A 21,688-nucleotide genomic window follows, 5' to 3' on the forward strand; every position below is an offset into this window, starting at 1 on the left:
GTCAGAGCACCTTCTTGTCGGAGGGGGCGGCGTCCTGCGGGTCCGGGGAGTCCTCAAGGCCGGGGGCGTGCGGCGCCTCCTCCGAAGGGGGCCTGCGCAGCAGGGCGATCGATCCGGAGACCGTCGTCGCCTTCAGTTTGCCGGTGCCCGCGCCGAGCCGGCCGGTGATCTTGTGGGCGCCCCAGGCGCCGGAGACCCGCAGGTCCTCGAATGCGTTCGAGACCGCGCCGCTCGCCGTGTTCGCCTCGACCTCCGTGTCCGCCGGGTGCGGGATGCGGATGGCGATCTCGCCGGAGACGCTCGTCAGGCTCACGTCCGTGGGCCCCGCGGGGTCCAGGTCGACGATCATCGACCCGCTCACCGTGTCCGCCTTCACGAAGGAGCCCGAGCCCTCGACGACGGTCAGGTCCCCGGAGACCGAGTTGAACCGGAGGTCGCCCGTGACCGCCTGTGCCTCAACGCCGCCGGAGACCGTGCTGGTGCGCACCGGGCCCGTGACACCCACGAGCGTCGTGTCGCCGGTGACGCCCTTCACCTCGGTCGGCCCGTCGGTGCCCGAGACCACCGCCCCCGCGCCGACCACGCCGACCTCGACCCGCGTGCCCGCCGGCACCGCGAGGGAGACGACCGCGCTGCGGTGCCAGCCCTTGCGGTCGAGCCACTTGAGGAAGCCCTTCCAGGGCAGGTCGTCGTACGCGACGGTGAGGACGCCGTCCGATTGCGTCACCCGCAGCGGCGGCCCCTCCATCTCGGAGACCTCCAGGCGGGCCGGGCCCTCGGCCGTCCCGACCACATTCACCGCACCGCTCACGATGCGTACGTTCAGGGCCGACACCGGCTCGTCGAAGACGAGCTTCTGCGGCTCCGTGACGGACCACTCGGGCATGGTGCGACCTCCTCGACGGCCGGGAGTGAACGCGCCATATCGCGTCCTCTGTCAAACACGATATATCGCGGTTGGGGAAAGTCAAGACTGTCGCGTGACTCCGGGTCCCGGCACCCGGCAGGCTGTCCAATTGCTGCGGTAATGCACCTACTTGCCCTAGCGTGGGGTCATGTCGTCCCTCGAACCCGCCGGTGCGCTGCTGCTCTGCCGCGCCGAACCGTCCGTCGTCGGGCCCGCCGCCCAGCTGCTGCGCGAGCGGATGCTGCTCACCCGTGCCGGACGCGAGTGGAGCGTCCTCGTGCCGGAGTCGAAGCCGTGGCTGTCCATGGAGGACGGTGGCGGTGAACCCGTCGACCGGGTCCTCGGCGGCTGGGCCGGCGCGCTCGCCGTCGGCGCGACCTGGCCGGTGCTCGCGCTGTGGTGGGACGCCGACCGCAGCGGATTCACGCTGGCCTCGGGCTTCCGCCGTCCCGTCGGCTACGAATGGCTCGCGAACGGCACGCCGGTCGGCGAGGGCGAGGCGCTGCGCACCTTCGCCGCCCGCCTCGGCCTGGACCCCGTACTCGACCTTCAGGCCCTCGAAGCCCTCGCGAAACCCGACAACGGCGAGGACAGGGCCGACGCGCGCGCCCGCATGCTCGGCCTCCTCGCGGTCCTCACCCGCACCGGACTCACCCTCCCCACGGGGCTCACCCCCGGCGAGCCCGCCGACCGGCTGCGCGAGGTCGCGCGGATCCAGCCGGACGCGCAACAGGTCACCTGGTCGGGCTGGCGGGACGCCGTGCACGCCGAACTCGACGTCGTGGAGGGCACGAGCTTCGGCCCCTGGCTGCGCGGCCCCAGGGCGCGCCTGCTCGCCGCCGCCCAGCTCGCGGCCGGGCTGCCGCTCACCGCGTACGGCCTGCGGCGGCGCAGCGGAGGCTGGACCACGGCGGGGGCGCTGCTCCTGCTGCACGGGGCGCTCGGATTCGCATACGACAGGATGCGCGCGGCGCGCGACTGACTGCTGCCCCTCCGGAAAGCGCGCGACTGGCCGCTGCCCCCCGGAATGCGCGCGACTGCGCAAGGGAGGCGTGCGCCTGCTCGGCGCCGCCCGCCGCCGCCCCGAGCGCCTACTCCTCGTCGTCCTCGTCGTCGTCGAGCCGCGCCAGCCACGTGGCGAGCCGCTCCACCGGCACCTCGAAGTCCGGGTTGAGGTCGACGAACGTCCGCAGCTGCTCGGCGAGCCACTCGAAGGTGACCTCCTCCTCGCCGCGCCGCTTCTCCAGCTCTTCGATGCCGCGGTCCGTGAAGTACATGGGGCTGTTTCTCCTGCGTGCGGGGCCCGCGCGGGCGCGGGCGTGGTGTGACTGCCCACCAAGCCTATGGGGACGGCCGACCTCGCGGCCCGCCCGAGGGGTAGTGCCCGCGCATTGCGGGAAGGACCCTTGTCCCGCAAGGGAGACCACGGGGGAACGGGAAACGGGGGAGCGGTATGGAGCGACAAGGGGCGCAGGGAGAAGCACAGGAAGTGGCCAGGGTCGCGCGGATCGCGCTGCCGGACGGGACCCCGGTGTGGGCCCGCATCTCCGGCGCCGCCGACGAACTGGGCGCACGGGAAGGGGAGTTGTCGTACTCCGACACCGGATTCACCGACCGCGTCGAGGCGAGCGTGGAGAGTCTGAACGCGCTGGTGACGGGCGTCGCGCGGTCCCTCGCGGCGCCGCTGCGCGCGGTGCGGCCCGACGAGGTGAGCGTCGAGTTCGGTGTCGAGCTGACGGCGAAGGCCGGCAAGGTCGTGGGGCTGCTCGCGGACGGCGAGGCGAAGGCGGGCATCAAAGTCACGCTGACCTGGAACGACGGCCCGCCCGACCTGGAGAATCCGCAGGCACCTCCCACCCGCACGGCCACGCCACCGGCCCCCCGCGCGGACCCGGGCGCGTCACCCGGCGCTCCGGCGCACGGGGGCGGCGACCCGACCGTCGCCGGGGCCGGGGCATGACACCGGGGCACGACGGGGGCGCACCGGGCAAGCGGGATGCCGCCCTCCTTGCGCTGCGTGAACTCGTCATGGCGGCCACCGTGCGCATTCATCGCACGGGGGCCGGGTATGCAGCCGACGGACCCGAAAGCTTCGTCGGGAGCGGCTTCTTCGTCGCCCCGAACTGGGTGTTGACCTGCGCACACGTGGCACACGGCGGGGAAGGGGGCGAGCTGACGGTGGCCTTCGAGAGCGGCCCTGGCCGCGGCACGTCCCGGGTGCCCGGCGAGGTCGTCGCCACGCTCCCCGAAGGCGTCGACCAGGCGGTGCCCGGCAAATGGCCCGCCCCCGACCTCGCCCTCGTGCGGCTGCGCGAACCCGTCGACCATGAGTGCGTCTACGTAGCCGAGCGGCCTGCCTCGTACTACAGCGAGGGGGAGGTCTTCTACGCCGGCTGGACCGTCCTCGACGGTCAGGTGTGCAGGCTCGACGGCCCGATCGGCGTCAAGGGCACCATCGGCGACTGGTCGTCCGGCGTGCAGCTGCGCCTCGGCGAGAACGACCTGCCGTACGGCGTCTCGGGCGGCCCCGTCGTCGACCCGGTGCGCGGTGAGGTCATCGGTGTCCTGAAGTCGCGGGCGGACCACGGGCGGGGCGGGACGTCCATCGGGATCGAGCAGTTGCGCACGCTGCCGGATCCCGTGCCGGGGCAGGCGGTGCGGGCCGAGCACGAGGACCTCTACCAGGCGGTCTGTCACGCCCACGACCGCTACCACCGGGACCGCCAGCGGCAGTCGCACCCCGACCGCCACACCTGGGCCGACGTGCAGACCCGGCTCGGCGCGCGGCCGGGGCGGACGCTCACCGCGGGCGAGCGCGTGCAATTGCTCGGCCGTATCGCGGACCTTCCGCCACCGGTCAGCACCCGCAGTCTGCTCGACATCCTGGAGTCGCTCCCCGAGTTCGGGGGGAGCACACCGCTGCCGTCGCCGCGCGGCTGGCGGGACGGGCTCGGGGCCCTCTACGAGGGCGCGCACGACGAGGGAGTGCGGGCCCTCGTGCTCGACTACGCGGTACGGGTCATGACGGCCGTGCGCCCCTTCGTCACAGCGGGCACGGCGCACGCCGAGCAGGCCCTGTGGGAGTGGGTGCGGCAGGCCGCCGAGGACTGGCTCGACGCGGGGCGCAGGCGACGCCTCGAGAGACTGCGCATGGAGCTCCTGAAACAGCGCGAGCCATTCGACGCGCCGCCGATCCCGCCCCGTGACCGCAAGCCCCGGCCCGCGGCCCTGCTCGAACTCGTCGAGCGCGGCTGGGAGCGGGACTACTGGGACTGGCAGGTGTACGTCTCCCGGCCGGGCGGTGCGCGCGACTGTGTGCAGCAGGACGAGCGCACGCCGACCGACGCGCTCCCCGAGCGGCTCGCGGCGCCCCTCGCGGAGGCCTTCCGCCAGTGCGACGAGCCGGGCTGGCCCGCGGTCCTCCAGGTGGTGCTCCCGCACACCCGCCTCGACCTGCCGGTGGACGGCTGGCGGCTGCGGCCCGACGAGCCGCCGCTCGGCGTGCGCGGCCCCGTCGTGCTGCGCTGCGGCGACCGGGACCGGCTGCCCGGCGAGCGCGGGTTCGCGGAGTCCGACCCGGCCTCGCCCGAGTCGGAGGAGGACCGCGCGGACCGCTGGCGCTGGCTGCACGCGCACGGCGCCAAGGCCGAGATCCTCGACTGCGACGACGGGATGCCGAGGCCCGTCCCGGAGGGCTTCGAGCTGCGCAATCTGTCGCCCGGATCCGTACCGGTGATGTGCCGCTACGGAGAGCACCGCTACGAGGACGACACCGAGGCGCTGGCCCGGATACTGCTGGGCGGCTTCGGTGTCGCCCTGTGGCGCAGGGGCCCGGCCCGCTCGGCCGCGGTCTGCGGCGAGTTCCACCGCGGCGCCGCCGTCACGGTGGCCGACGAGCGCGGGGCGTGCCATCTCCCCGAGCGGGTACACGAGTTGCGCAGGAAGCTTCTTGCCAGCCGTACCGAGGCGTACTGGGCCGACGGCATCGCCCTCTTCTACGACGATCCGAACCAGCCCCTCCCGGGCGCGGGGGAACTCCTGGAGGCGCCATGACGCCACCGCCTCGGAGGGCCACCGGACCGGCCGGTCGACGGAGCACCACGAGGACCGGCTGCCCGTCCCCGGAGGGGCCCTTCAGGCCAGCTCACCACGGAGCCCTTACCACCGCCACGAACCATCGATACCGTGAAGCACGTCCCTTCGGCTGCCCTGCTGGACGAGTGACGACGAGGACCGGACCATGACCGAATCCAGTGAGTGGCTCATTTACCGTGGCGCCGGCGAACCCCATGAGGGCCTCGACCGCCTGCCCCCGCCACCTCCCTGGCGCGACTTCTCGGGGCGGGACTCGACCGGCGGAGACGGCTCCGAGGACCGCAGGCTCGGCGCGCACCGGCACCTGGCGGAGCTGCACAGGCCCGGCGCCGAGGAACTCGAAATGATCAACGCGGCGCTGTATCTGCGCCGCCCGCTGCTCGTGACGGGCAGCCCCGGCGCGGGCAAGAGCACGCTCGCCCACTCGGTGGCGTACGAGCTGGGTCTGGGCAACGTACTGCGGTGGTCCATCGTCAGCCGGTCCACGCTCCAGGACGGGCTCTACCACTACGACGCGATCGCCCGCCTCCAGGACGTGCAGATCGCGGCGCAGGGCGGGTTCGGCTCCGCGGGCGGGTCGCCGGGGGCCGTCGAGGGCATCGGGAGCTACATCCGGCTCGGCCCGCTGGGCACCGCGCTGCTGCCGTCGGCGACGCCGCGCGTGCTGCTCATCGACGAGCTCGACAAGAGCGACATCGATCTGCCCAACGACCTGCTCAACGTGCTGGAGGAGGGCGAGTTCGCGATACCCGAACTGGAGCGGGTCGCCGACCGGTTGCCCGACGGCGAGGCCGAAGTGCTCACCGCCGACGGTGTGAAGGTCCGCGTCCGCGACGGCCGGGTGCGCTGCCACGCCTTCCCGTTCGTGGTGCTCACCAGCAACGGGGAGCGCGACTTCCCCGCCCCGCTGATGCGCCGCTGCATCCACCTCGAACTCGGCAGGCCCGACCACAACCGGCTCGCCACCTTCGTACGCGCCCACCTCGGCGACGAGGCGGCACGCGCGGGGGACGACCTCATCAACCGCTTCCTGGAGCGCTCCCGCAGCGAACTCCTGGCCACGGACCAGCTGTTGAACGCGATCTACCTCACCGACGCGGCCGCCCCGCCCAGCCGTGACCGACTCGCCGACCTCCTGATCCAGCGACTCGACCGCCCGAGGTGATGCGGTGACTCCGGACGCGACGGCGCGTCAGGGTCCCGGTTCGCCCTCGGAGCCCGGACGCCAAGGCGGCGACCCCGTCGCCGAACTCATCGCCAGGCTGCGGCAGATCGGGCTCGACCCCGACGCCGAAGGGCTGTGCGACGCGCTGTGGCTGGCCGGGCACGCCCGCCCGCCGAGTGTCGCGGAGCAGACGCAGCCCGTGCAGGGCGAGCGGCCCACCCATGAAGAGGCGCGGTCCACGCCGCTGCCGACCACCTCGCGTACCACGCTGCCCGAGCGGGTTCCGGAGCCGGCGGAACTCCAGGTGCACGACGGGAGCGGCGAGCGACGTGTCGCCCTGTACCCCGTGTCGCGCCCCGGCCCGGGCCGCCCGCACGGCGAGGGCCGAACCGCCCCGCTGCCGGTCGGTGTCCCCGCGGCGCGCGCGTTCTCCGCCCCGCTCGAACTCCAGCGCGCACTGCGGCCGTTGCAGGGGTATCGCAGCGCCGCCCCGCCGCTGCGCAAGGTGCTCGACGAGACGGCGACCGCGGAGCGCACCGCGCGCGCGGGCGGTCTCGTCCTGCCCGTGTTCCGCGCCGTGACCCGCGCCGACGCACGACTGCACCTCGTGATGGACGCCTCCTCGTCCATGCGCGTGTGGGACCGGATGTTCGCGGAACTGGAGTGGGTCTTCGGCCAGTTGGGCGCCTTCTGGGACATCCAGGTCAGCTATCTGCACGAGGGCCCCGACGCGAAGGCGGCCGTCAGCCGCAGCCCCGATCTGCACGGGGCTCCGCTGCACTCCACCGACCGGCTCAGCGACCCGTCGGGGCGCCAGATCACCGTCCTCGTCAGCGACTGCGCGGGCCCGCTCTGGCACAGTGGCCGTGCCCACCGGCTGCTGCACCAACTGGCACGGCAGGCCCCCGCCGCCGTGCTGCAGCCCCTGCCGCAGCGCATGTGGAACAGGACCAGGCTCCCCGTCTCCTACGGTGAGTTGAGCCGCGGCGAGGACCTCGGCGGTGCCGCGTTGCGGGTACGGACCCATGCGGGGTCCTCGGCGCGGGTCCGCGCGGGCGCGCTGCCCGTGCCCGTGCTGCCGCCCGAGCCGGTCGCGCTCGGCGCCTGGGCGCGAACGTTGTCGGGGGCGGGCGCCGGTCCCGTGGCGGGCGCCGTCGGCTGGGTCAGGGCGGACCAGCGGCAGGTGCCGGTGGGGCGGCAGGCGCAGCGGCCCTCGGTGCTCGAACTGGTCTCCCGGTTCCGCTCCACCGCCTCACCGGACGCGAGCCGGCTCGCCGGATTCCTGGCGGCGGCCCCGCTGTGCCTGCCGGTGATGCAGCTCGTGCAGCGGACCATGCTGCCCGGCTCCGGCCCGTCCGAACTGGCGGAGGTCCTGCTCAGCGGGCTGCTCACGCGCGCCAAGGAGGACCACGGGGGCGACGGCGTGCAGTGGTACGAGTTCGCGCCGGGCGTGCAGGAGTCGCTGCTCGGGCCGCTCGGCAGGGACGAGGCCGTCCTGGTCCTCAAGCACTGCTCCGAGTACATCGAGGCCCGCTTCGGCAAGGGCGGCCCCAACTTCCCGGCCCTCGCGCTGGCGCAGCTCGGCGACGGGGGCGGCGGGCGCCCGTCCGGCGGCGCGTACCGGATGCCGCACACGGTCGGCGGCGAGAACGGCGAGAACGGCGAGCACGGCGCCGAGGACCTCGTACCGCAGCCCTTCGCCGAGGTCGCAGCGCGCGTCCTGGAGCGCTTCATGCCGCTGCCGGAACAGTTCGCGTCGTACGGGAGCAGGGGACGCGACGACCAGGCTGAGGCACCGCCCACCCACCCGGCCGTCACCCGCGCCCGTGAGCTCGCCCAGCGCTTCGACGGCGAGGGCATGGTGCAGGACCTCATCGACGCCGTGCAGCTGCTGCGCGGCGCCACCGAGCACGAGCGGCCCGCGGAGCGGGACTTCGAGCTGTGGGCCGAATACGCCCACTGCGTGCTGCGCCTGTGGGAGGTGCAAGGCGGCGCCGATCTGCTGCGCGAGGCGGAGCAGGCCGCGGAGCGCGCGACCGCGCACCCGCACGCGCTGCGCGAACGGGCCGTCCTCGCGCGCGTACTGAGCACCGCGGCCACGGACCGCAGGCGCCGCGGCGACCGGCACGGCGCGCTCGAACTGCTGCGCAGGGCCGACCGGGAGTACGCGGTCGCGTGCTCGGCGCCCGACCTGGAGGAACGGGAAGCGCTGCGGCTCACCCTGGAACGGGTCGGCGCCCTGGAGACGCAGTGGCGGATCGGCGGCGACAGCGCGCTGCTCCAGGGCGCCGTCGGGATGCTGGAGGCGTTCGTCGACGCCTGGCCCGACCGCGGCCGTCCGCCGGAGCTCCCGCTCGCGCACGGGCGGATACTGCTCCGCCTGTCCGGCGCGACGTCCGACCGTGAGCAGGCGCGCCGGTACGCGGAGCAGAGCGCGCGCTCGCTGCGCGACGGCCTCGACAGCGACCCCGAGGCCACCGCCGCCCTGCCCCGGGTGCGTATCGCCCTCGACCTGGTGGACGCGCTGCTGGCGGCGGGCGGCGCACTCGACGAGGCGCAGGCGCGCGTCGACGACGCGCTGTCGCTCGCCTCCGAGCAGCGCCTGCGGGCCGCCGTGCTGGTGCGCGCCGGACGCGTCGCCGTCGCGCGCTACGACGAGTCGGGCGATCCGCGCGAACTGCAGGGAGCGGCGGAGCACTTCGAGCGCGCCGCGCAGCGCATGCCGCGGGAGGCCCTGGCCCACGCCGACGTGCTCGCCGAATGGGGCGAGGTCCTCCTGCGCGGGGCCGCGCTGGAATCGGGACCCCGCGCCCAGGAGGCCATCTCCCGCTCCATCCGCGTCCTGCGGGACTGTCGTACCGAGACGCCGGCCGGCAGCGCCAAGCTGGCAGGCCGCCTTCTGCTCCTCGGCCGCGCGCTGATGCTCCGCTACCGCGGGCGTGCCGACCGCGTGGACCTGCGGGAGGCCGAGCACCTCCTCGGGCTCGCCGCGGCCGAGGCCGGCGACCCGCTCCTCGCGGCGCGGTGCTGGCTTGAGCTGGGCGAGGTGCAGTACGAGGCCTACCGGAGCCTGGGGCGTCCGGCGCGGCTCGACGAGGCCGTGGAGGCGTTCCGGGCGGCGGCGGACTGCGCCCGGGAGGCCGCGCAGGCCGCGGAGACCGACCAGCGGCGCCACGAAGCGGTGGAACTGGGTGCGCAGGCGCAGCACTGGCGGGGTATGTCCTACGAAGCGGCGGCCCGCCCGCGGGCCGCCCGTGATTCCTACAGGGCGGCACGCGCGGGATGGTCCAGGCTTCCGGAGGGCAGCCTGGGCACCGGCGCGCCGACGGCTCGTGACACGGCGGAGAGGCTGGCCGCCCTGGAATGAGCGGGACACGATGGGGACACGAGGAGGCTGGTGTGACCAGGAACGAGGAACCACTGGACGCCGAGGGAGATCAGGAGGCGAACGAGCCGCTGCCCGACCTGACACAGCTCGCTCTGAAGGACCTGGAGACGCTGCGGCATCCCGTGCTGCGCGACGTGCTCGCCGAACTGCGCGACCGGGCGGAACGACCCGGAGAGGCGCTCTGGGGGTGGAACAACTCCTTCGCCTGATGTCCTGGGGAGCGTGGAAGCCGCTCGGCATGGTTTCGGTCGCGCTCTCCACCGAATCGGACAGTTCGAAAGCGCCGCGTTTGATGCCTTCGGTGTGACGGTAGGCGGCTTTCGCGAACGAGGTCGTTCCACGCGCGTACGACAGGGGGTGCAGGTGTGTCCGGAGAGGCAACGCCCCATGCGATACCTCAACCGCCCTTCCCCTTCCGGCAGTTCGTCGTCAAGGTGCACGGCCGCTGCAACCTCGCCTGCCGCTACTGCTACCTCTACGAAGGCCCCGACCACACCTGGCGCACCCGCCCCGCCGCCGCGGCCGAGGACGTCCTGGACCGCACCGCGTCCCGCATCGCCGAGCACGCACGCGCCCATTCCCTGACCACGCTCTCCCTGGTCCTGCACGGAGGGGAGCCGCTGCTGGCGGGCGCCGACACCCTCGGCCGGTTCAGTGACCTGGTCCGCGAGCGGGCGCCCGCCGGGTGCGCGGTCCGCGCCACCGTCCAGACCAACGCCACCCTGCTGACCGAGAGCCGCCTCGCCACCCTGGCCCGGCACGACATCACCGTCGGCATCAGCCTCGACGGAGGAACCGCCGCGGGCAACGCGCGTCGCGTCGACCACGCGGGCCGCCCGTCCTGGCCCGCCGCCGTCCGAGGGGCACGGCTGGTCGCCGAGCGCTTCCCGCGGTCGTTCGCCGGAGTCCTCGCGGTGGTCGACCCCGCGCAGGATCCCGTGGAGACGTACGAGTCCCTGCTGGGCCTCGGCCCACCGGCCCTGGACCTGTTGCTGCCGCACGGCAACTGGACGAACCCGCCGCCGCACTGGAACAGCGACGGCACCGCGTACGGGGACTGGCTGTGCGCCGCCTTCGACCGCTGGTGGCAGGCCGGGCGCAGGGAGATACGGGTCCGCCTCTTCGAGGAGTGCGTCGCGCTGCTGCTCGGCCTTCCCGCGGCCACCGAGTCGCTGGGGCTCGCCCCCTTCGACGCCGTGGTCGTCGAGACGGACGGGTCGATCGAGCAGGTGGACTCCCTGAAGTCGGCCTACGAGGGCGCCGCCGCGACAGGCCTCGACGTCTTCCGGCACGGCTTCGACGAGGCCCTCCGCCACCCCGGGGTCGTCGCCCGGCAGTCGGCCGCGACGGCGCTGGCCGGACAGTGCCGGGCCTGCCCCCTGCTGACCGTCTGCGGCGGCGGCCACTACGCCCACCGCTACCGGGCGGGCGACGGGTTCAGCAACCCGTCCGTGTACTGCGCCGACCTGCAGCGGTTCATCCGCCACGTGGCTCGGGAGCTCGCAGGGCGCACCACCGCCACCGTCCCGGTCGCGGGCGAGAGGAGTGCCCCTTGATGCTCACCGTGATCCCGGACCGGGCCCTCGACGAACTCGGCAGGACCGAAGGCGGCCCGGACACGCTCGCGCTCCTGGTGCGCGACCAGGACACGCGGCGGCTGCTGCTGATCCGCGCCCTCCTCGACGCGGTCGACGCGGCGGACCCGCAGGTGTGCACCGCCGGACAGAAGGCGCGGTTGAGAGACGACTGGGCACTGCTGACCGAGGCGGAGGGTGTGTCACGGGCCGCGAACCGGGCACGGGACCGGATCCTCTACCCGCTCACCGGCCCGTGGGTGCTGCGCTGCCTGCGCGGCCTCGGCCGGACGGCAGGGCCCCCCGGGCCTGGCGAGGAACGCGAACTGCGGCTCGCCCTGCACCACTTCAGTGTCCTGGCGGCGGCGTCCGCCGCCCGCGCCGGCCTCTCCTTCACGGTGCGGCTGTCCGCGCACGGCGGGACTCTGACCCTGCCCTCCCTCGGCAGGCTGCACACGGCCGCGAACCGCGACGTGCAGATCGAAATGAGCTGCGAGAACAGCTGCGTGACCTTGCGTCAGGAGAATGCCGAGGACGTCGTCGTGGTCCTGGAGAGCGGGTTCGGGGCGTGGTCCGGGGCGCTCGCGTGGACGCCCGCCCACGCGCTGCCGGGGCTCACCCCCGAAGCCGCGCCCATGCCGCTGGACGACCTCGACCCGTACCGCACGGCGCCCGGACCACGCCACCGGCACCAGAGCGGCCCCACGGAGCTGGACGACGCGGAGCGCAAGCGCTGGCTGACGGCCTGGTCGGGCACGGCCGCCGTACTGCGCACCGGCGGCGAGCACCGGCTCACGGAGGCCCTGACGCTGCTGCGGTGCCTGGTGCCCCTGGAGATGCCGCCGGGCGCGGAGGGCCGCGGCGGGTGCAGCGCCACCCGGCGCGAGGCGTTCGGCGCCCTGCTCACCAGCACACCGCCCGCACCGGCCGCCTTCGCCGCGACGGTCGTCCACGAACTCCAGCACGCGAAACTCTCCGCCCTGAGCGACGCCCTGGTGCTCCATCAGGACGACGACCGGGCCCGGTACTTCGCGCCCTGGCGGCCCGATCCTCGCCCCTTCGAAGGGCTTCTGCAGGGCGCCTACGCACATCTGGCGCTCGCCGACTTCTTCCAGCGCCGGGCGCTCACCGAGGCGTCCGACGCGGAATCCGCGTGGACCCAGTACAGCCGCTACCGGGCCCAGGTCGGCGCCGTGCTCCCGGTGCTCGTCGGATCACCGCACCTGACCGTGCGGGGCCGCCGGTTCGTCGACCAGATGATCGTCGCCTACGAACGGATGTCCGCCCACCCGGCGCCCCGAGGCCACACGGCCCGCGCCGAGGCGTACGTGGACGCGGTGCGGTCCCTGTGGCGACAGCGGCAGTCCTCGGCCGCCCGGCCGAATGAGTGAAGATGGCAACCGGTCGGTGCGCCACTGCGCGAAGATCCTGGAACCACGGCGTAGTTGGCGGTGTGCCACTTACCAGCATCGCGCCGAGGTTCTACGATTTTTCGCGACTACGCGCAGCAGGAGGCCGCTGAATGTCTGGAGCTCGTACGCCGGTCGGGGCGACCGTGGGGGAGGCTGCGAATCGGACCGTCACCGTCAGCTACGCCGGGTTCAACCGCGCCTGGGCGGCCTGGATCGCCGACCGCCTGCAGCGGCGCGGTGTCCGGGTGGTGTTCCAGCGCTGGGAGTCCCCGGCCGACACCCCGCTCGTGGATCTGCTGCGCGACCTGAGCCTTTCGGAAGGCCGGATCCTCATCATCGTCAGCGACTGGTACTTCCAGCTCGGTCCGCGCACCCACGAGGAGTGGAACGCGGCGCTGCGCGAGGTCGTCGCGCCCGACCCGACACGGTTCGCCGCGGTCTCCCTGACGACCGCGTCGGTGCCGTCGGCCAGCGCCGTGCTCGGCGCCGTCGGCCTGATCAACCTGGGCGCCGACGAAGCCGAGCGGCGCCTCTTCGAACGGCTCGACCTGCCGACCGACCCGCTGCCCGAGTCCGCCGACGGCGCGCGGCGCGGCCCCCGGTTCCCGGCCACGATGCCCGAGGTGTGGGGCGGCGTCCCGCGCCGCAACACCCGGTTCACCGGCCGCGAGCGCCTCCTCAACGAGGCGTACCACGAACTGACGTCCGCCGAGGCGGGCGCGGGCGTGGTGACCCTGCACGGCATGTCGGGCGTGGGCAAGACCCAGCTCGCGGCGGAGTACGTCTACCGCTTCGGGTCCGAGTACGACGTCGTGTGGTGGGTCAACGCCGAGAAGCGCGTCACCTACCGGCGCGGCCTCGCGGAACTCGCGCCCAAACTCGGCCTGCAGACCGGTCAGGAGTACGGCGAACGACTGCGGGCCGTCCGTGACGCGTTGCGCCGCGGCGAACCGTACGGGCGCTGGCTGCTGGTCCTCGACGGCGCCGACGAGCCGGACCAGATCTGGGACCTGGTGCCGACGGGCCCGGGCCAGGTGATCATCACCTCGCGCAACCCGGAGTGGAGCGAGCACAACAGCATGCTCCTGGAGGTGCCGGTCTACCAGCGCAGCGAGTCCGTGGCGTTCCTCAGGCGCCGGGCGCCGCGGCTGACGGAGCCGGACGCCGACCTGCTGGCGGAGGCCCTGGAGGACCTGCCGCTGCTCCTCGACCAGACGGCCGGCTGGCTGAACGACTCGGACCTGTCGGTCGACGAGTACATCGGTCTCCTGGACGGCGGGATCGACCACGACGTGGTCAAGGTGTCGGCGGACTTCCCGATCGCCTTCCAGACGGCCTGGTCGATACTGCTGAACAAGCTCAAGGAGACCGTTCCGGAATCGGTCGACCTGCTGCGGCTGTGCACGTTCTTCGCGCCGGGCTTCATCCCCGTACGCCTGTTGAAGGAGATGCCGGTCGACGACCTGCCCGAACAGGTCGCGGGGCTGCTGAACGATCCGCTGCTGTGGAACAAGGCGGTCAACCAGCTGCGCCAGTACTCGGTGGTCCGCCTGGAGTCCCACGAGGCGGGGGCGGACGACGCGACCGCATCGGGCGAGTCCCTGTACCTGCACCGCATGGTCCACCAGATCGTGCACGTGGACATGCCGGACGCGGACCGGCGCGAGTTCATCGGCGTCGTGCAGCGGGCCCTGGCCGCCGCCGATCCGCGCAGGCCCACCGACACCCGGCTGTGGCCCGGCTACGCCGAGATCGTGCCGCACCTGAAGTACGCGGACGTGCTGCAGAGCAAGGACCCGAACGTCCAGCGGCTCGTGCTCAACTGCCTGCGCTACATGTACTTCTCCGGCGAGTACACGGCCGGCATCAAGCTGGGCGAGCGCGCCCTGGCGGCCTGGCGGAAGCTGCTCGGCGAGAACCATCCGCGTATCTGGGAGCTGTCGTTCCACTACGTGAACGTGCTGCGCGCCGCCGGTGAGTACGCGCGCACGGAGGTCCTCAACCGCGCCGCCGTCGAGTACCTGCGGGAGAAGCGGGGCCCCGACGACCTGGAGCACCTGCGCGCCGCCAGCGGCCTCGCCGCCGACCTGCGCGGCCTCGGGCGCTACGACGAGGCCCTCGAACTGTGCCGGTGGATCCTGACGGCCTATCAAGGGCTCCTGGGCGAGCAGGACTCGCGCACGCTGAACGCACAGAACAACGTGGCGGTCACCCTGCGGCTGCTCGGCGCCTACTCCGAGGCCCTCGACATCGACCGCCAGGTCCTGGAGTCCCGGCGCTCCCTGCTGAAGGGGCGGCACCCCTGGACGCTCGACTCCCACATCAAGTACGCCATCGACCTGCGTCTGACGGGCCGCTACGACGAGGCCGAGTCGAACCAGCTGCAGAGTCTGCGCGAGAACCGGATCGTGATGGGGGAGAGCAACCCGCAGACGCTCAAGGCGGAGTACAACCTGGCGCTCTGCCACCACCGCAAGGGCGAGCGCGCGAAGGCGGGGCCCGCCCTCGCGCGCGTACTGGAGCGCGGCGAGCGCGTGATGGGCGAGACCCATCCGTGGACCCTCATGTTCGCCTGCGCCCAGAGCTGCTTCGCCCGCGAGGACGGGGACATCGACGAGGCGCGGGAGCTCAGCGAGGCCATCGTCGCCCGGTACGAGCTGATGCTGGCCGACAGCCATCCCTTCGTCGCGGGGGCCCGCGCCAACCACGCGCTCATCCTGCGCAACGTGGGGGAGCGGGAGCACGCGCACGACCTCATCGAGCAGGCCCTGGCCGACATGACCGCCGCCGTCGGGGAGAACCACCCCTGGACCCTCGGCTGCGCCGTCAACGCCTCGGCCCTGCGCAACCTCGTCGGCGACACCGAGGCCGCGGCCGCGCTCAGCAGCAGCACGGCCGCGCGTGCCGTCGAGGCACTGGGCAGGACCCACCCGCTCAGCCTGTCCGCGCGCATCGCGCTCGCCGCCGACCTCCGCGGCCTGCGGGAGCGCCGGCAGGCGGAGAAGACCGAGCAGGAGGCCCTCTCCGACCTGGCGGCCACCCTCGGCCCGCAGCACGTGCACACCATCTCCGCGCGCGCCCGCAACCGCCCCCACTGGGACTTCGAACCCCAGACGACCTGACAGGCCGACCGGTCACCGCCGAAGGCCCGGACACCGCCGAAGGCCCGGCCCCCTCGAAAGGGGACCGGGCCTTCGGCCTTGCTCGTTGCGCTTCGGGGCCTTACGCCTCGAAGACCTCACGCACCAGCTGCTCCTGCTCGGCCTGGTGACGCTTGGCCGAGCCGACCGCCGGGGACGAGCCGTGCGGCCGCGAGATGCGGCGCAGGCGCTCGCCGTGCGGCACGTCGGCGCCGACGGCCAGGTCCAGGTGGTCGATCAGGTTGAGCGCGATGAACGGCCACGCACCCTGGTTCGCCGGCTCCTCCTGCGCCCAGAGGTACTTCTCGGCGTTCGGGAACTTGGCGATCTCCGCCTGGAGCTCGGCACCCGGCAGCGGGTACAGACGCTCGACGCGGATGATCGCGGTCTCCGTGTCGCCGCGCTTCTGCCGCTCGGCCTCCAGGTCGTAGTACAGCTTGCCCGCCACGAAGACGACCTTCTTGACCGCGTTCGGGTCCACCGACTCGTCGCCGATGACCGGACGGAAGCCGCCCGTCGTGAACTCCTCCACCTTCGACGCGGCGGCCTTGAGGCGCAGCATCGACTTCGGCGTGAAGACCACCAGCGGCTTGTGGTGCGGGTTGTGCACCTGCCACCGCAGGAGGTGGAAGTAGTTCGACGGCAGCGTCGGCATGGCGACCGTCATGTTGTTCTGCGCGCACAGCTGGAGGAAGCGCTCGACACGGGCCGAGGAGTGGTCCGGGCCCTGGCCCTCGTAGCCGTGCGGCAGCAGCAGCGTGACGCCGGAGGTCTGGCCCCACTTCTGCTCGGCGGCCGAGATGTACTCGTCGACGACCGTCTGCGCGCCGTTGACGAAGTCGCCGAACTGCGCCTCCCACATCACGAGGGACTCGGGACGCGCCAGCGAGTAGCCGTACTCGAAGCCCATGACCGCGTACTCGGAGAGCAGCGAGTCGTAGACGTTGTAGCGGGCCTGGTCGGGCGACAGGTAGAGGAGCGGGGTGAAGTCCTCGCCCGTCTTGTTGTCGATGAGGACCGCGTGGCGCTGACCGAAGGTGCCGCGGCGCGAGTCCTGGCCGGACAGCCGGACCGGCGTGCCCTCCAGGAGCAGCGAACCGAGGGCGAGGGTCTCGCCCATGCCCCAGTCGATCGTCCCGTCCTCGATCATGCTGGCGCGGCGCTGCAGCTGCGGCAGCAGACGCGGGTGCACGGTGACGTGGTCCGGGATGTTGACCTGGGACTCGGCGATGCGCTTGACGACCTCCTGGGAGATCGCCGTCTGCACGGCCACCGGGAACTCGGCCTGCGGGTCCGGCACCTCGGCGGCGGCCGGGTGCGAGACGGCCTCACGGACCTCCGTGAAGACCTTCTCCAGCTGGCCCTGGAAGTCCTGGAGCGCCTGCTCGGCCTCTTCCAGGGTGATGTCGCCGCGACCGATGAGGGACTCGGTGTAGAGCTTGCGCACCGAGCGCTTCTTGTCGATCAGGTCGTACATCAGCGGCTGCGTGAACGCCGGGTTGTCCGACTCGTTGTGACCGCGGCGGCGGTAGCAGATGAGGTCGATGACGACGTCCTTGTTGAACGCCTGGCGGAACTCGAAGGCCAGGCGGGCAACGCGGACGACGGCCTCGGGGTCGTCGCCGTTCACGTGGAAGATCGGCGCCTCGATCATGCGGGCCACGTCCGTGGCGTACATGGAGGAGCGCGAGGACTCCGGGGCGGCGGTGAAGCCGACCTGGTTGTTGATGACGATGTGGACCGTGCCGCCCGTGCGGTAGCCGCGCAGCTGCGACATGTTGAGCGTCTCGGCGACCACACCCTGGCCCGCGAAGGCCGCGTCACCGTGCAGGGCGACCGGCAGGACCGTGAAGTCCGTGCCGCCCTTGTTGATGATGTCCTGCTTGGCGCGGGTGATGCCCTCGATGACCGGGTCGACCGTCTCCAGGTGGGACGGGTTGGCGGCCAGCGAGACGTTGATCTGCTCGCCGTCCAGGCCGGTGAAGGTGCCCTGGGCGCCCAGGTGGTACTTCACGTCGCCGGAGCCGTGCATCGACTTCGGGTCGAGGTTGCCCTCGAACTCCCGGAAGATCTGCGCGTACGACTTGCCGACAATGTTCGCCAGCACGTTCAGACGGCCGCGGTGGGCCATGCCGATGACGACCTCGTCGAGGCGGGCCTCGGCGGCGGCGTCGATGACCGAGTCGAGCAGCGGGATGACGGACTCGCCGCCCTCCAGGGAGAACCGCTTCTGACCGACGTACTTGGTCTGAAGGAAGGTCTCGAAGGCCTCCGCCGAGTTCAGCCGGCGCAGGATGCGCAGCTGCTCCTCGCGCTCCGGCTTGGCGTGCGGCCGCTCGATGCGGTCCTGCAGCCAGCGGCGCTGCTTCGGGTCCTGGATGTGCATGAACTCGACGCCGGTGGTGCGGCAGTACGAGTCGCGCAGCACGCCGAGGACGTCGCGCAGCTTCATCATCGACTTGCCGGCGAAGCCGCCGACGGCGAACTCGCGCTCCAGGTCCCACAGCGTGAGCCCGTGCTCGGTGATGTCCAGGTCGGGGTGCTTGCGCTGCTGGTACTCCAGCGGGTCGGTGTCGGCCATGACGTGGCCGCGGACCCGGTAGGAGTGGATCAGCTCGAAGACGCGGGCGGCCTTGGTGACGTCGTCGTCGTGCGACGCGTCGATGTCCTTGAGCCAGCGGACCGGCTCGTAGGGGATCCGCAGGGCCTTGAAGATCTCGTCGTAGAACTCGTTCTCACCGAGGAGGAGGTTCGCGACGATGCGCAGGAACTCGCCGGAGGCGGCGCCCTGGATGACCCGGTGGTCGTAGGTCGACGTGAGCGTCATGACCTTCGAGATGCCGAGCTTGTTGAGGGTGTCCTGCGACGTGCCCTGGAATTCGGCCGGGTAGTCCATGGAGCCGACGCCCATGATGACCGACTGTCCGGGCATCAGGCGCGGGACCGAGTGGACGGTGCCGAGGCCACCGGGGTTGGTCAGGGAGACCGTGACACCGGTGAAGTCGTCCATGCCGAGCTTGCCGTCGCGGGCGCGCCGGACGATGTCCTCGTAGGCCTGCCAGAACTCGAAGAAGTTCAGCGTCTCGGCCTTCTTGATGCCGGCGACGACGAGCTGACGGTCGCCGTTCGGCTTCACGAGGTCGATGGCCAGACCGAAGTTCACGTGGTCCGGCTTCACCAGGGTCGGCTTGCCGTCCTTCTCCTGGAAGGAGTAGTTCATCGACGGCATGGCCTTGATGGCCTGCACCATCGCGTACCCGATGAGGTGCGTGAAGGAAATCTTCCCGCCGCGGGCCCGCTTCAGGTGGTTGTTGATGACGATGCGGTTGTCGAACAGCAGCTTCACCGGGACCGCGCGCACGGACGTCGCCGTGGGGACCTCGATGGACTTGTTCATGTTCTTCGCGACGGCGGCGGCGGGGCCGCGCAGCGTCACGAGCTCGGGGCCGGCAGGGGCCTCGGTCGTCACTTCTTCAGCCTTCTTCGGGGTTGCGGGCTTCGCGGGCGCAGCAGCGGCCGGCTTCGGCGCGGTGGGCGCGGCCGGAGTGGCGGGCTTCGCGGGCGCGGCGGCAGCCTGTGCGGGAGCTGCGGCTGCGGGCTTCGCGGGCGCGGCGGGGGCCTGCGCTGCTGGCGCGGCCGGGGCCGCGGACTTCTCGGCCGGCTTCGGGGTCGTCGCGGCCCCCGCGGCCGCGGCACCTGGCTTGTAGTCGGCGAAGAAGTCCCACCAGGCTCGGTCAACCGAATTCGGGTCCTGGAGGTACTGCTGATAGATCTCGTCGACGAGCCACTCGTTGGGGCCGAATGCGGCCGCAGGGTTCTTACCCTGCCCGGCTTGGTCGGTCTCGGTGGAGATGCTCGAGTTACTGGGGGACTGTGGCGACACGGCGGTAACCGCCCTCTTCCGCTTCTCACAAGGTGATGGACAGCGGGAATAAAGGCTACGCCTCCATGTGCGAGACGTGCAGACCGGGCCGGTGATCCGTCACGTAAGTCACATCGGAAGTCGCGTTTCGGGCCTGGAAATGGCGGGAAACAACCGAGGTTTCGGTACGTTCGGATGCGCGCCCGGCGTGCTCTTGTCTGCCTGGCGCGCTCTTGACCCTTGCCTGACCGAAACCCTACGTCAACTTTGCGTTCCGGACTCTCCCGGAAGGGTGACCTTGATCCGGCAGCCCCGAGCGGATTCAGCCACCCGGATCTGTCCGCCGTGCAGTTCGACGGCCCAGCGGGCGATCGCGAGGCCCAGGCCGGTGCCGCCGTCGCCCTTGTCGCCGGTCGCCGCGCCCTGGTTGAAGCGCTCGAAGACCTTGTGCCACTCGGACTGCGGGATGCCGGGGCCCTCGTCGATCACTTCGAGGTCGAGTGACTCGGGGTAGGGACCGCGCCGGGCGAGCACGGTGACGCGGCCGTGCTGCGGCGAGTGTTTCACCGCGTTGTCGATGAGGTTCGCGACGACCTGGTGGATGCGCTCCGGATCGGCGTGCGCGGTCAGCTCGGGCGGCGAGACGTCGAGGTGCAGATGGACGTCCGTGCGGGTGTGGGTGCCGGAGCCCGAGGCGATGCCGGCGCGCTGGGAGACCGCCATGTTGGCCTCCTTCAGGACACCCGACAGGTACGGCCAGACCTCGAAGCGGCGCGCCTTCAGCGGCACGACGCCGTTGTCCAGGCGGGACAGGTCGAGCAGGGTGTCGACGAGGCGGCCGAGCCGCTCCGTCTGTTTGAGCGCGGTGCGCATCGTCTCGGGGTCGGGCGACATCACCCCGTCGACCACGTTCTCCAGGACCGCGCGCAGGCCCGCGATGGGCGTGCGCAGCTCGTGCGAGACATTGGCGACGAGCTCTTTGCGCTGCTGGTCCTGGGCCGCCAGCTCGTCGGCCATGCGGTTGATGGTGACCGCGAGGTCACCGATCTCGTCGCGCCGGTCCGCGCCGCGCACCCGGCGTGAGTAGTCGCCGTTGGAGATGAACCGGGCGACCAGGTTCATCTCGTCGAGCGGCGCCGTCAGCGAGTGCGCCACGAACTGCGTGATGAGCAGCGTCGCGATGATCGAGAACACCGTGATGAAGCGCAGCTCCGTCGCCGTGTACATCGCCACCATGAGCAGGCCCGTGGTGATGAAGACCGAGACGACGACGAGCGTGCCGAGCTTCGCCTTGACGGAGAAGGGGCGCAAGCCCCCGGACGCCCACTGCGGGTTGAACGGCGGCCGGTGCGGCCGCCCGCCCGGAGTCCGGTTCCCACCGCTCACGGGTTCGGCGTCTCCAGCGCGTAGCCCACGCCGTGCACGGTGCGGATGCGCTCCGCGCCGATCTTCCGGCGCAGCGCCTTGATGTGGCTGTCGACGGTGCGGGTGCCCGAGGCGTCCGCCCAGTCCCACACCTCGGCGAGCAGCTGCTCACGGGAGAGGACGGCGCGCGGCGTGTTCGCCAGGCACACCAGGAGGTCGAACTCCGTGGGCGTGAGGTGCACGTCCTCGCTGCGCACGCGCACACGGCGCTGCGCGTGGTCGATCTCCAGCTCGCCGAGGCGCAGTATGCCGCTGCGCGGCGTCGTGGCGGCCAGCGCGGCCCGCTCGACGCGGCGGAGCAGCACGTGCACGCGCGCCGCCAGCTCCCGCATGGAGAACGGCTTGGTCATGTAGTCGTCGGCGCCGACACCGAGGCCGACGAGCATGTCCGTCTCGTCGTCGCGCGCGGTGAGCATCATCACCGGCACCGGCCGCTGGGCCTGCACGCGCCGGCAGACCTCGAGCCCGTCGAATCCGGGCAGCATGATGTCGAGGATCAGCAGGTCGGGCTGCCAGGCCTCGGCCGTGTCCACCGCCGCCGGGCCGTCCTGCGCGGTTTGCACGAGGAATCCCTCGGCACGCAGCCGGGCGGCGATGGCATCGACGATGGTCGGATCGTCCTCGACGACCAGGACCCGTCGTTGGGCTCCCTGTGTCGTCGTGGTGGTGTTGTGGGAGGTGTGTGTCTGCTCCATCGCCCCGCCCCTGAGTGCGCGCCGT

General features: G+C 72.3%; 14 protein-coding genes. 9 read left to right on the forward strand and 5 right to left on the reverse strand.

Translation table 11 applies throughout. The annotated features are described in order from the left end of the window. Position 1 precedes the first annotated feature (1 nt). The gene (locus ACY34M_RS29385) at positions 2–886 is read right to left on the reverse strand and encodes a DUF4097 family beta strand repeat-containing protein (RefSeq protein WP_462721350.1); all 885 of its coding nucleotides are present in this window, start codon (positions 884–886) and stop codon (positions 2–4) included. Between the two features lie 169 nt (positions 887–1,055). On the opposite strand from ACY34M_RS29385, the gene ACY34M_RS29390 reads away from it, so the two are divergent. Next, on the forward strand, positions 1,056–1,889 hold the full coding sequence (locus ACY34M_RS29390) for a hypothetical protein (protein WP_462721351.1): 834 nt from the start codon (positions 1,056–1,058) through the stop codon (positions 1,887–1,889). A 109-nt stretch (positions 1,890–1,998) separates the two neighbouring features. Here the strand turns inward: ACY34M_RS29390 and ACY34M_RS29395 are convergent, their stop codons facing one another. Continuing rightward, positions 1,999–2,184: a DUF6104 family protein gene (locus ACY34M_RS29395; protein ID WP_030207192.1), complete on the reverse strand. Its 186-nt coding sequence runs from the start codon at positions 2,182–2,184 to the stop codon at positions 1,999–2,001. A 176-nt stretch (positions 2,185–2,360) separates the two neighbouring features. On the opposite strand from ACY34M_RS29395, the gene ACY34M_RS29400 reads away from it, so the two are divergent. From ACY34M_RS29400 to fxsT, 8 genes are all read left to right on the forward strand, one after another. Continuing rightward, a complete protein-coding gene (locus tag ACY34M_RS29400) occupies positions 2,361–2,867 on the forward strand; it encodes a CU044_2847 family protein (RefSeq protein WP_462721352.1) in 507 nt (168 codons plus the stop codon). Next, complete coding sequence (locus ACY34M_RS29405; protein ID WP_462721353.1) at positions 2,864–4,960, forward strand: VMAP-C domain-containing protein; 2,097 nt, start codon at positions 2,864–2,866, stop codon at positions 4,958–4,960. Before ACY34M_RS29400 ends, ACY34M_RS29405 begins: the two co-directional genes overlap by 4 nt. 187 nt (positions 4,961–5,147) lie before the next feature. Continuing rightward, a complete protein-coding gene (locus ACY34M_RS29410; RefSeq protein WP_462721354.1) occupies positions 5,148–6,167 on the forward strand; it encodes an AAA family ATPase in 1,020 nt (339 codons plus the stop codon). Between the two features lie 4 nt (positions 6,168–6,171). Next, positions 6,172–9,534, forward strand: a complete 3,363-nt coding sequence (locus tag ACY34M_RS29415; RefSeq protein ID WP_462721355.1) for an SAV_2336 N-terminal domain-related protein — start codon at positions 6,172–6,174, stop codon at positions 9,532–9,534. Positions 9,535–9,566: 32 nt separating this feature from the next. Further along, entirely contained in the window at positions 9,567–9,764 is a 198-nt protein-coding gene (gene fxsA / locus ACY34M_RS29420; RefSeq protein WP_462721356.1) for an FxSxx-COOH cyclophane-containing RiPP peptide, read from the forward strand. A gap of 156 nt (positions 9,765–9,920) precedes the next feature. Next, complete coding sequence (locus tag ACY34M_RS29425; RefSeq protein ID WP_462721357.1) at positions 9,921–11,111, forward strand: FxsB family cyclophane-forming radical SAM/SPASM peptide maturase; 1,191 nt, start codon at positions 9,921–9,923, stop codon at positions 11,109–11,111. Further along, the gene (locus ACY34M_RS29430; RefSeq protein ID WP_462721358.1) at positions 11,111–12,520 is read left to right on the forward strand and encodes an aKG-HExxH-type peptide beta-hydroxylase; all 1,410 of its coding nucleotides are present in this window, start codon (positions 11,111–11,113) and stop codon (positions 12,518–12,520) included. Before ACY34M_RS29425 ends, ACY34M_RS29430 begins: the two co-directional genes overlap by 1 nt. Positions 12,521–12,651: 131 nt before the next feature. Next, positions 12,652–15,663: an FxSxx-COOH system tetratricopeptide repeat protein gene (gene fxsT, locus ACY34M_RS29435; protein WP_462721359.1), complete on the forward strand. Its 3,012-nt coding sequence runs from the start codon at positions 12,652–12,654 to the stop codon at positions 15,661–15,663. 100 nt (positions 15,664–15,763) lie between these two features. Here fxsT and ACY34M_RS29440 read toward each other — a convergent pair whose 3' ends face one another. The 3 genes from ACY34M_RS29440 to ACY34M_RS29450 form a co-directional block, all read right to left on the reverse strand. Continuing rightward, complete coding sequence (locus ACY34M_RS29440) at positions 15,764–19,564, reverse strand: multifunctional oxoglutarate decarboxylase/oxoglutarate dehydrogenase thiamine pyrophosphate-binding subunit/dihydrolipoyllysine-residue succinyltransferase subunit (RefSeq protein ID WP_462721360.1); 3,801 nt, start codon at positions 19,562–19,564, stop codon at positions 15,764–15,766. 240 nt (positions 19,565–19,804) lie between these two features. Then, the gene (locus ACY34M_RS29445) at positions 19,805–20,929 is read right to left on the reverse strand and encodes a HAMP domain-containing sensor histidine kinase (RefSeq protein ID WP_462721361.1); all 1,125 of its coding nucleotides are present in this window, start codon (positions 20,927–20,929) and stop codon (positions 19,805–19,807) included. Continuing rightward, complete coding sequence (locus ACY34M_RS29450) at positions 20,926–21,663, reverse strand: response regulator transcription factor (RefSeq protein WP_266714016.1); 738 nt, start codon at positions 21,661–21,663, stop codon at positions 20,926–20,928. The genes ACY34M_RS29445 and ACY34M_RS29450 overlap by 4 nt, the downstream gene beginning before the upstream one ends. Positions 21,664–21,688 lie beyond the last annotated feature (25 nt).

Source organism: Streptomyces sp. EDA2-14, assembly GCF_054963755.1.

What these genes read in the sequence shown, in the direction of transcription:
- ACY34M_RS29450 (WP_266714016.1), bottom strand. Translation starts at nt 21,663, where the DNA reads ATGGAGCAGACACACACCTCCCACAACACCACCACGACGACACAGGGA.
- ACY34M_RS29400 (WP_462721352.1), top strand. Translation starts at nt 2,361, where the DNA reads ATGGAGCGACAAGGGGCGCAGGGAGAAGCACAGGAAGTGGCCAGGGTC.
- ACY34M_RS29430 (WP_462721358.1), top strand. Translation starts at nt 11,111, where the DNA reads ATGCTCACCGTGATCCCGGACCGGGCCCTCGACGAACTCGGCAGGACC.
- ACY34M_RS29410 (WP_462721354.1), top strand. Translation starts at nt 5,148, where the DNA reads ATGACCGAATCCAGTGAGTGGCTCATTTACCGTGGCGCCGGCGAACCC.
- fxsT (WP_462721359.1), top strand. Translation starts at nt 12,652, where the DNA reads ATGTCTGGAGCTCGTACGCCGGTCGGGGCGACCGTGGGGGAGGCTGCG.
- ACY34M_RS29405 (WP_462721353.1), top strand. Translation starts at nt 2,864, where the DNA reads ATGACACCGGGGCACGACGGGGGCGCACCGGGCAAGCGGGATGCCGCC.
- ACY34M_RS29390 (WP_462721351.1), top strand. Translation starts at nt 1,056, where the DNA reads ATGTCGTCCCTCGAACCCGCCGGTGCGCTGCTGCTCTGCCGCGCCGAA.
- ACY34M_RS29395 (WP_030207192.1), bottom strand. Translation starts at nt 2,184, where the DNA reads ATGTACTTCACGGACCGCGGCATCGAAGAGCTGGAGAAGCGGCGCGGC.
- ACY34M_RS29385 (WP_462721350.1), bottom strand. Translation starts at nt 886, where the DNA reads ATGCCCGAGTGGTCCGTCACGGAGCCGCAGAAGCTCGTCTTCGACGAG.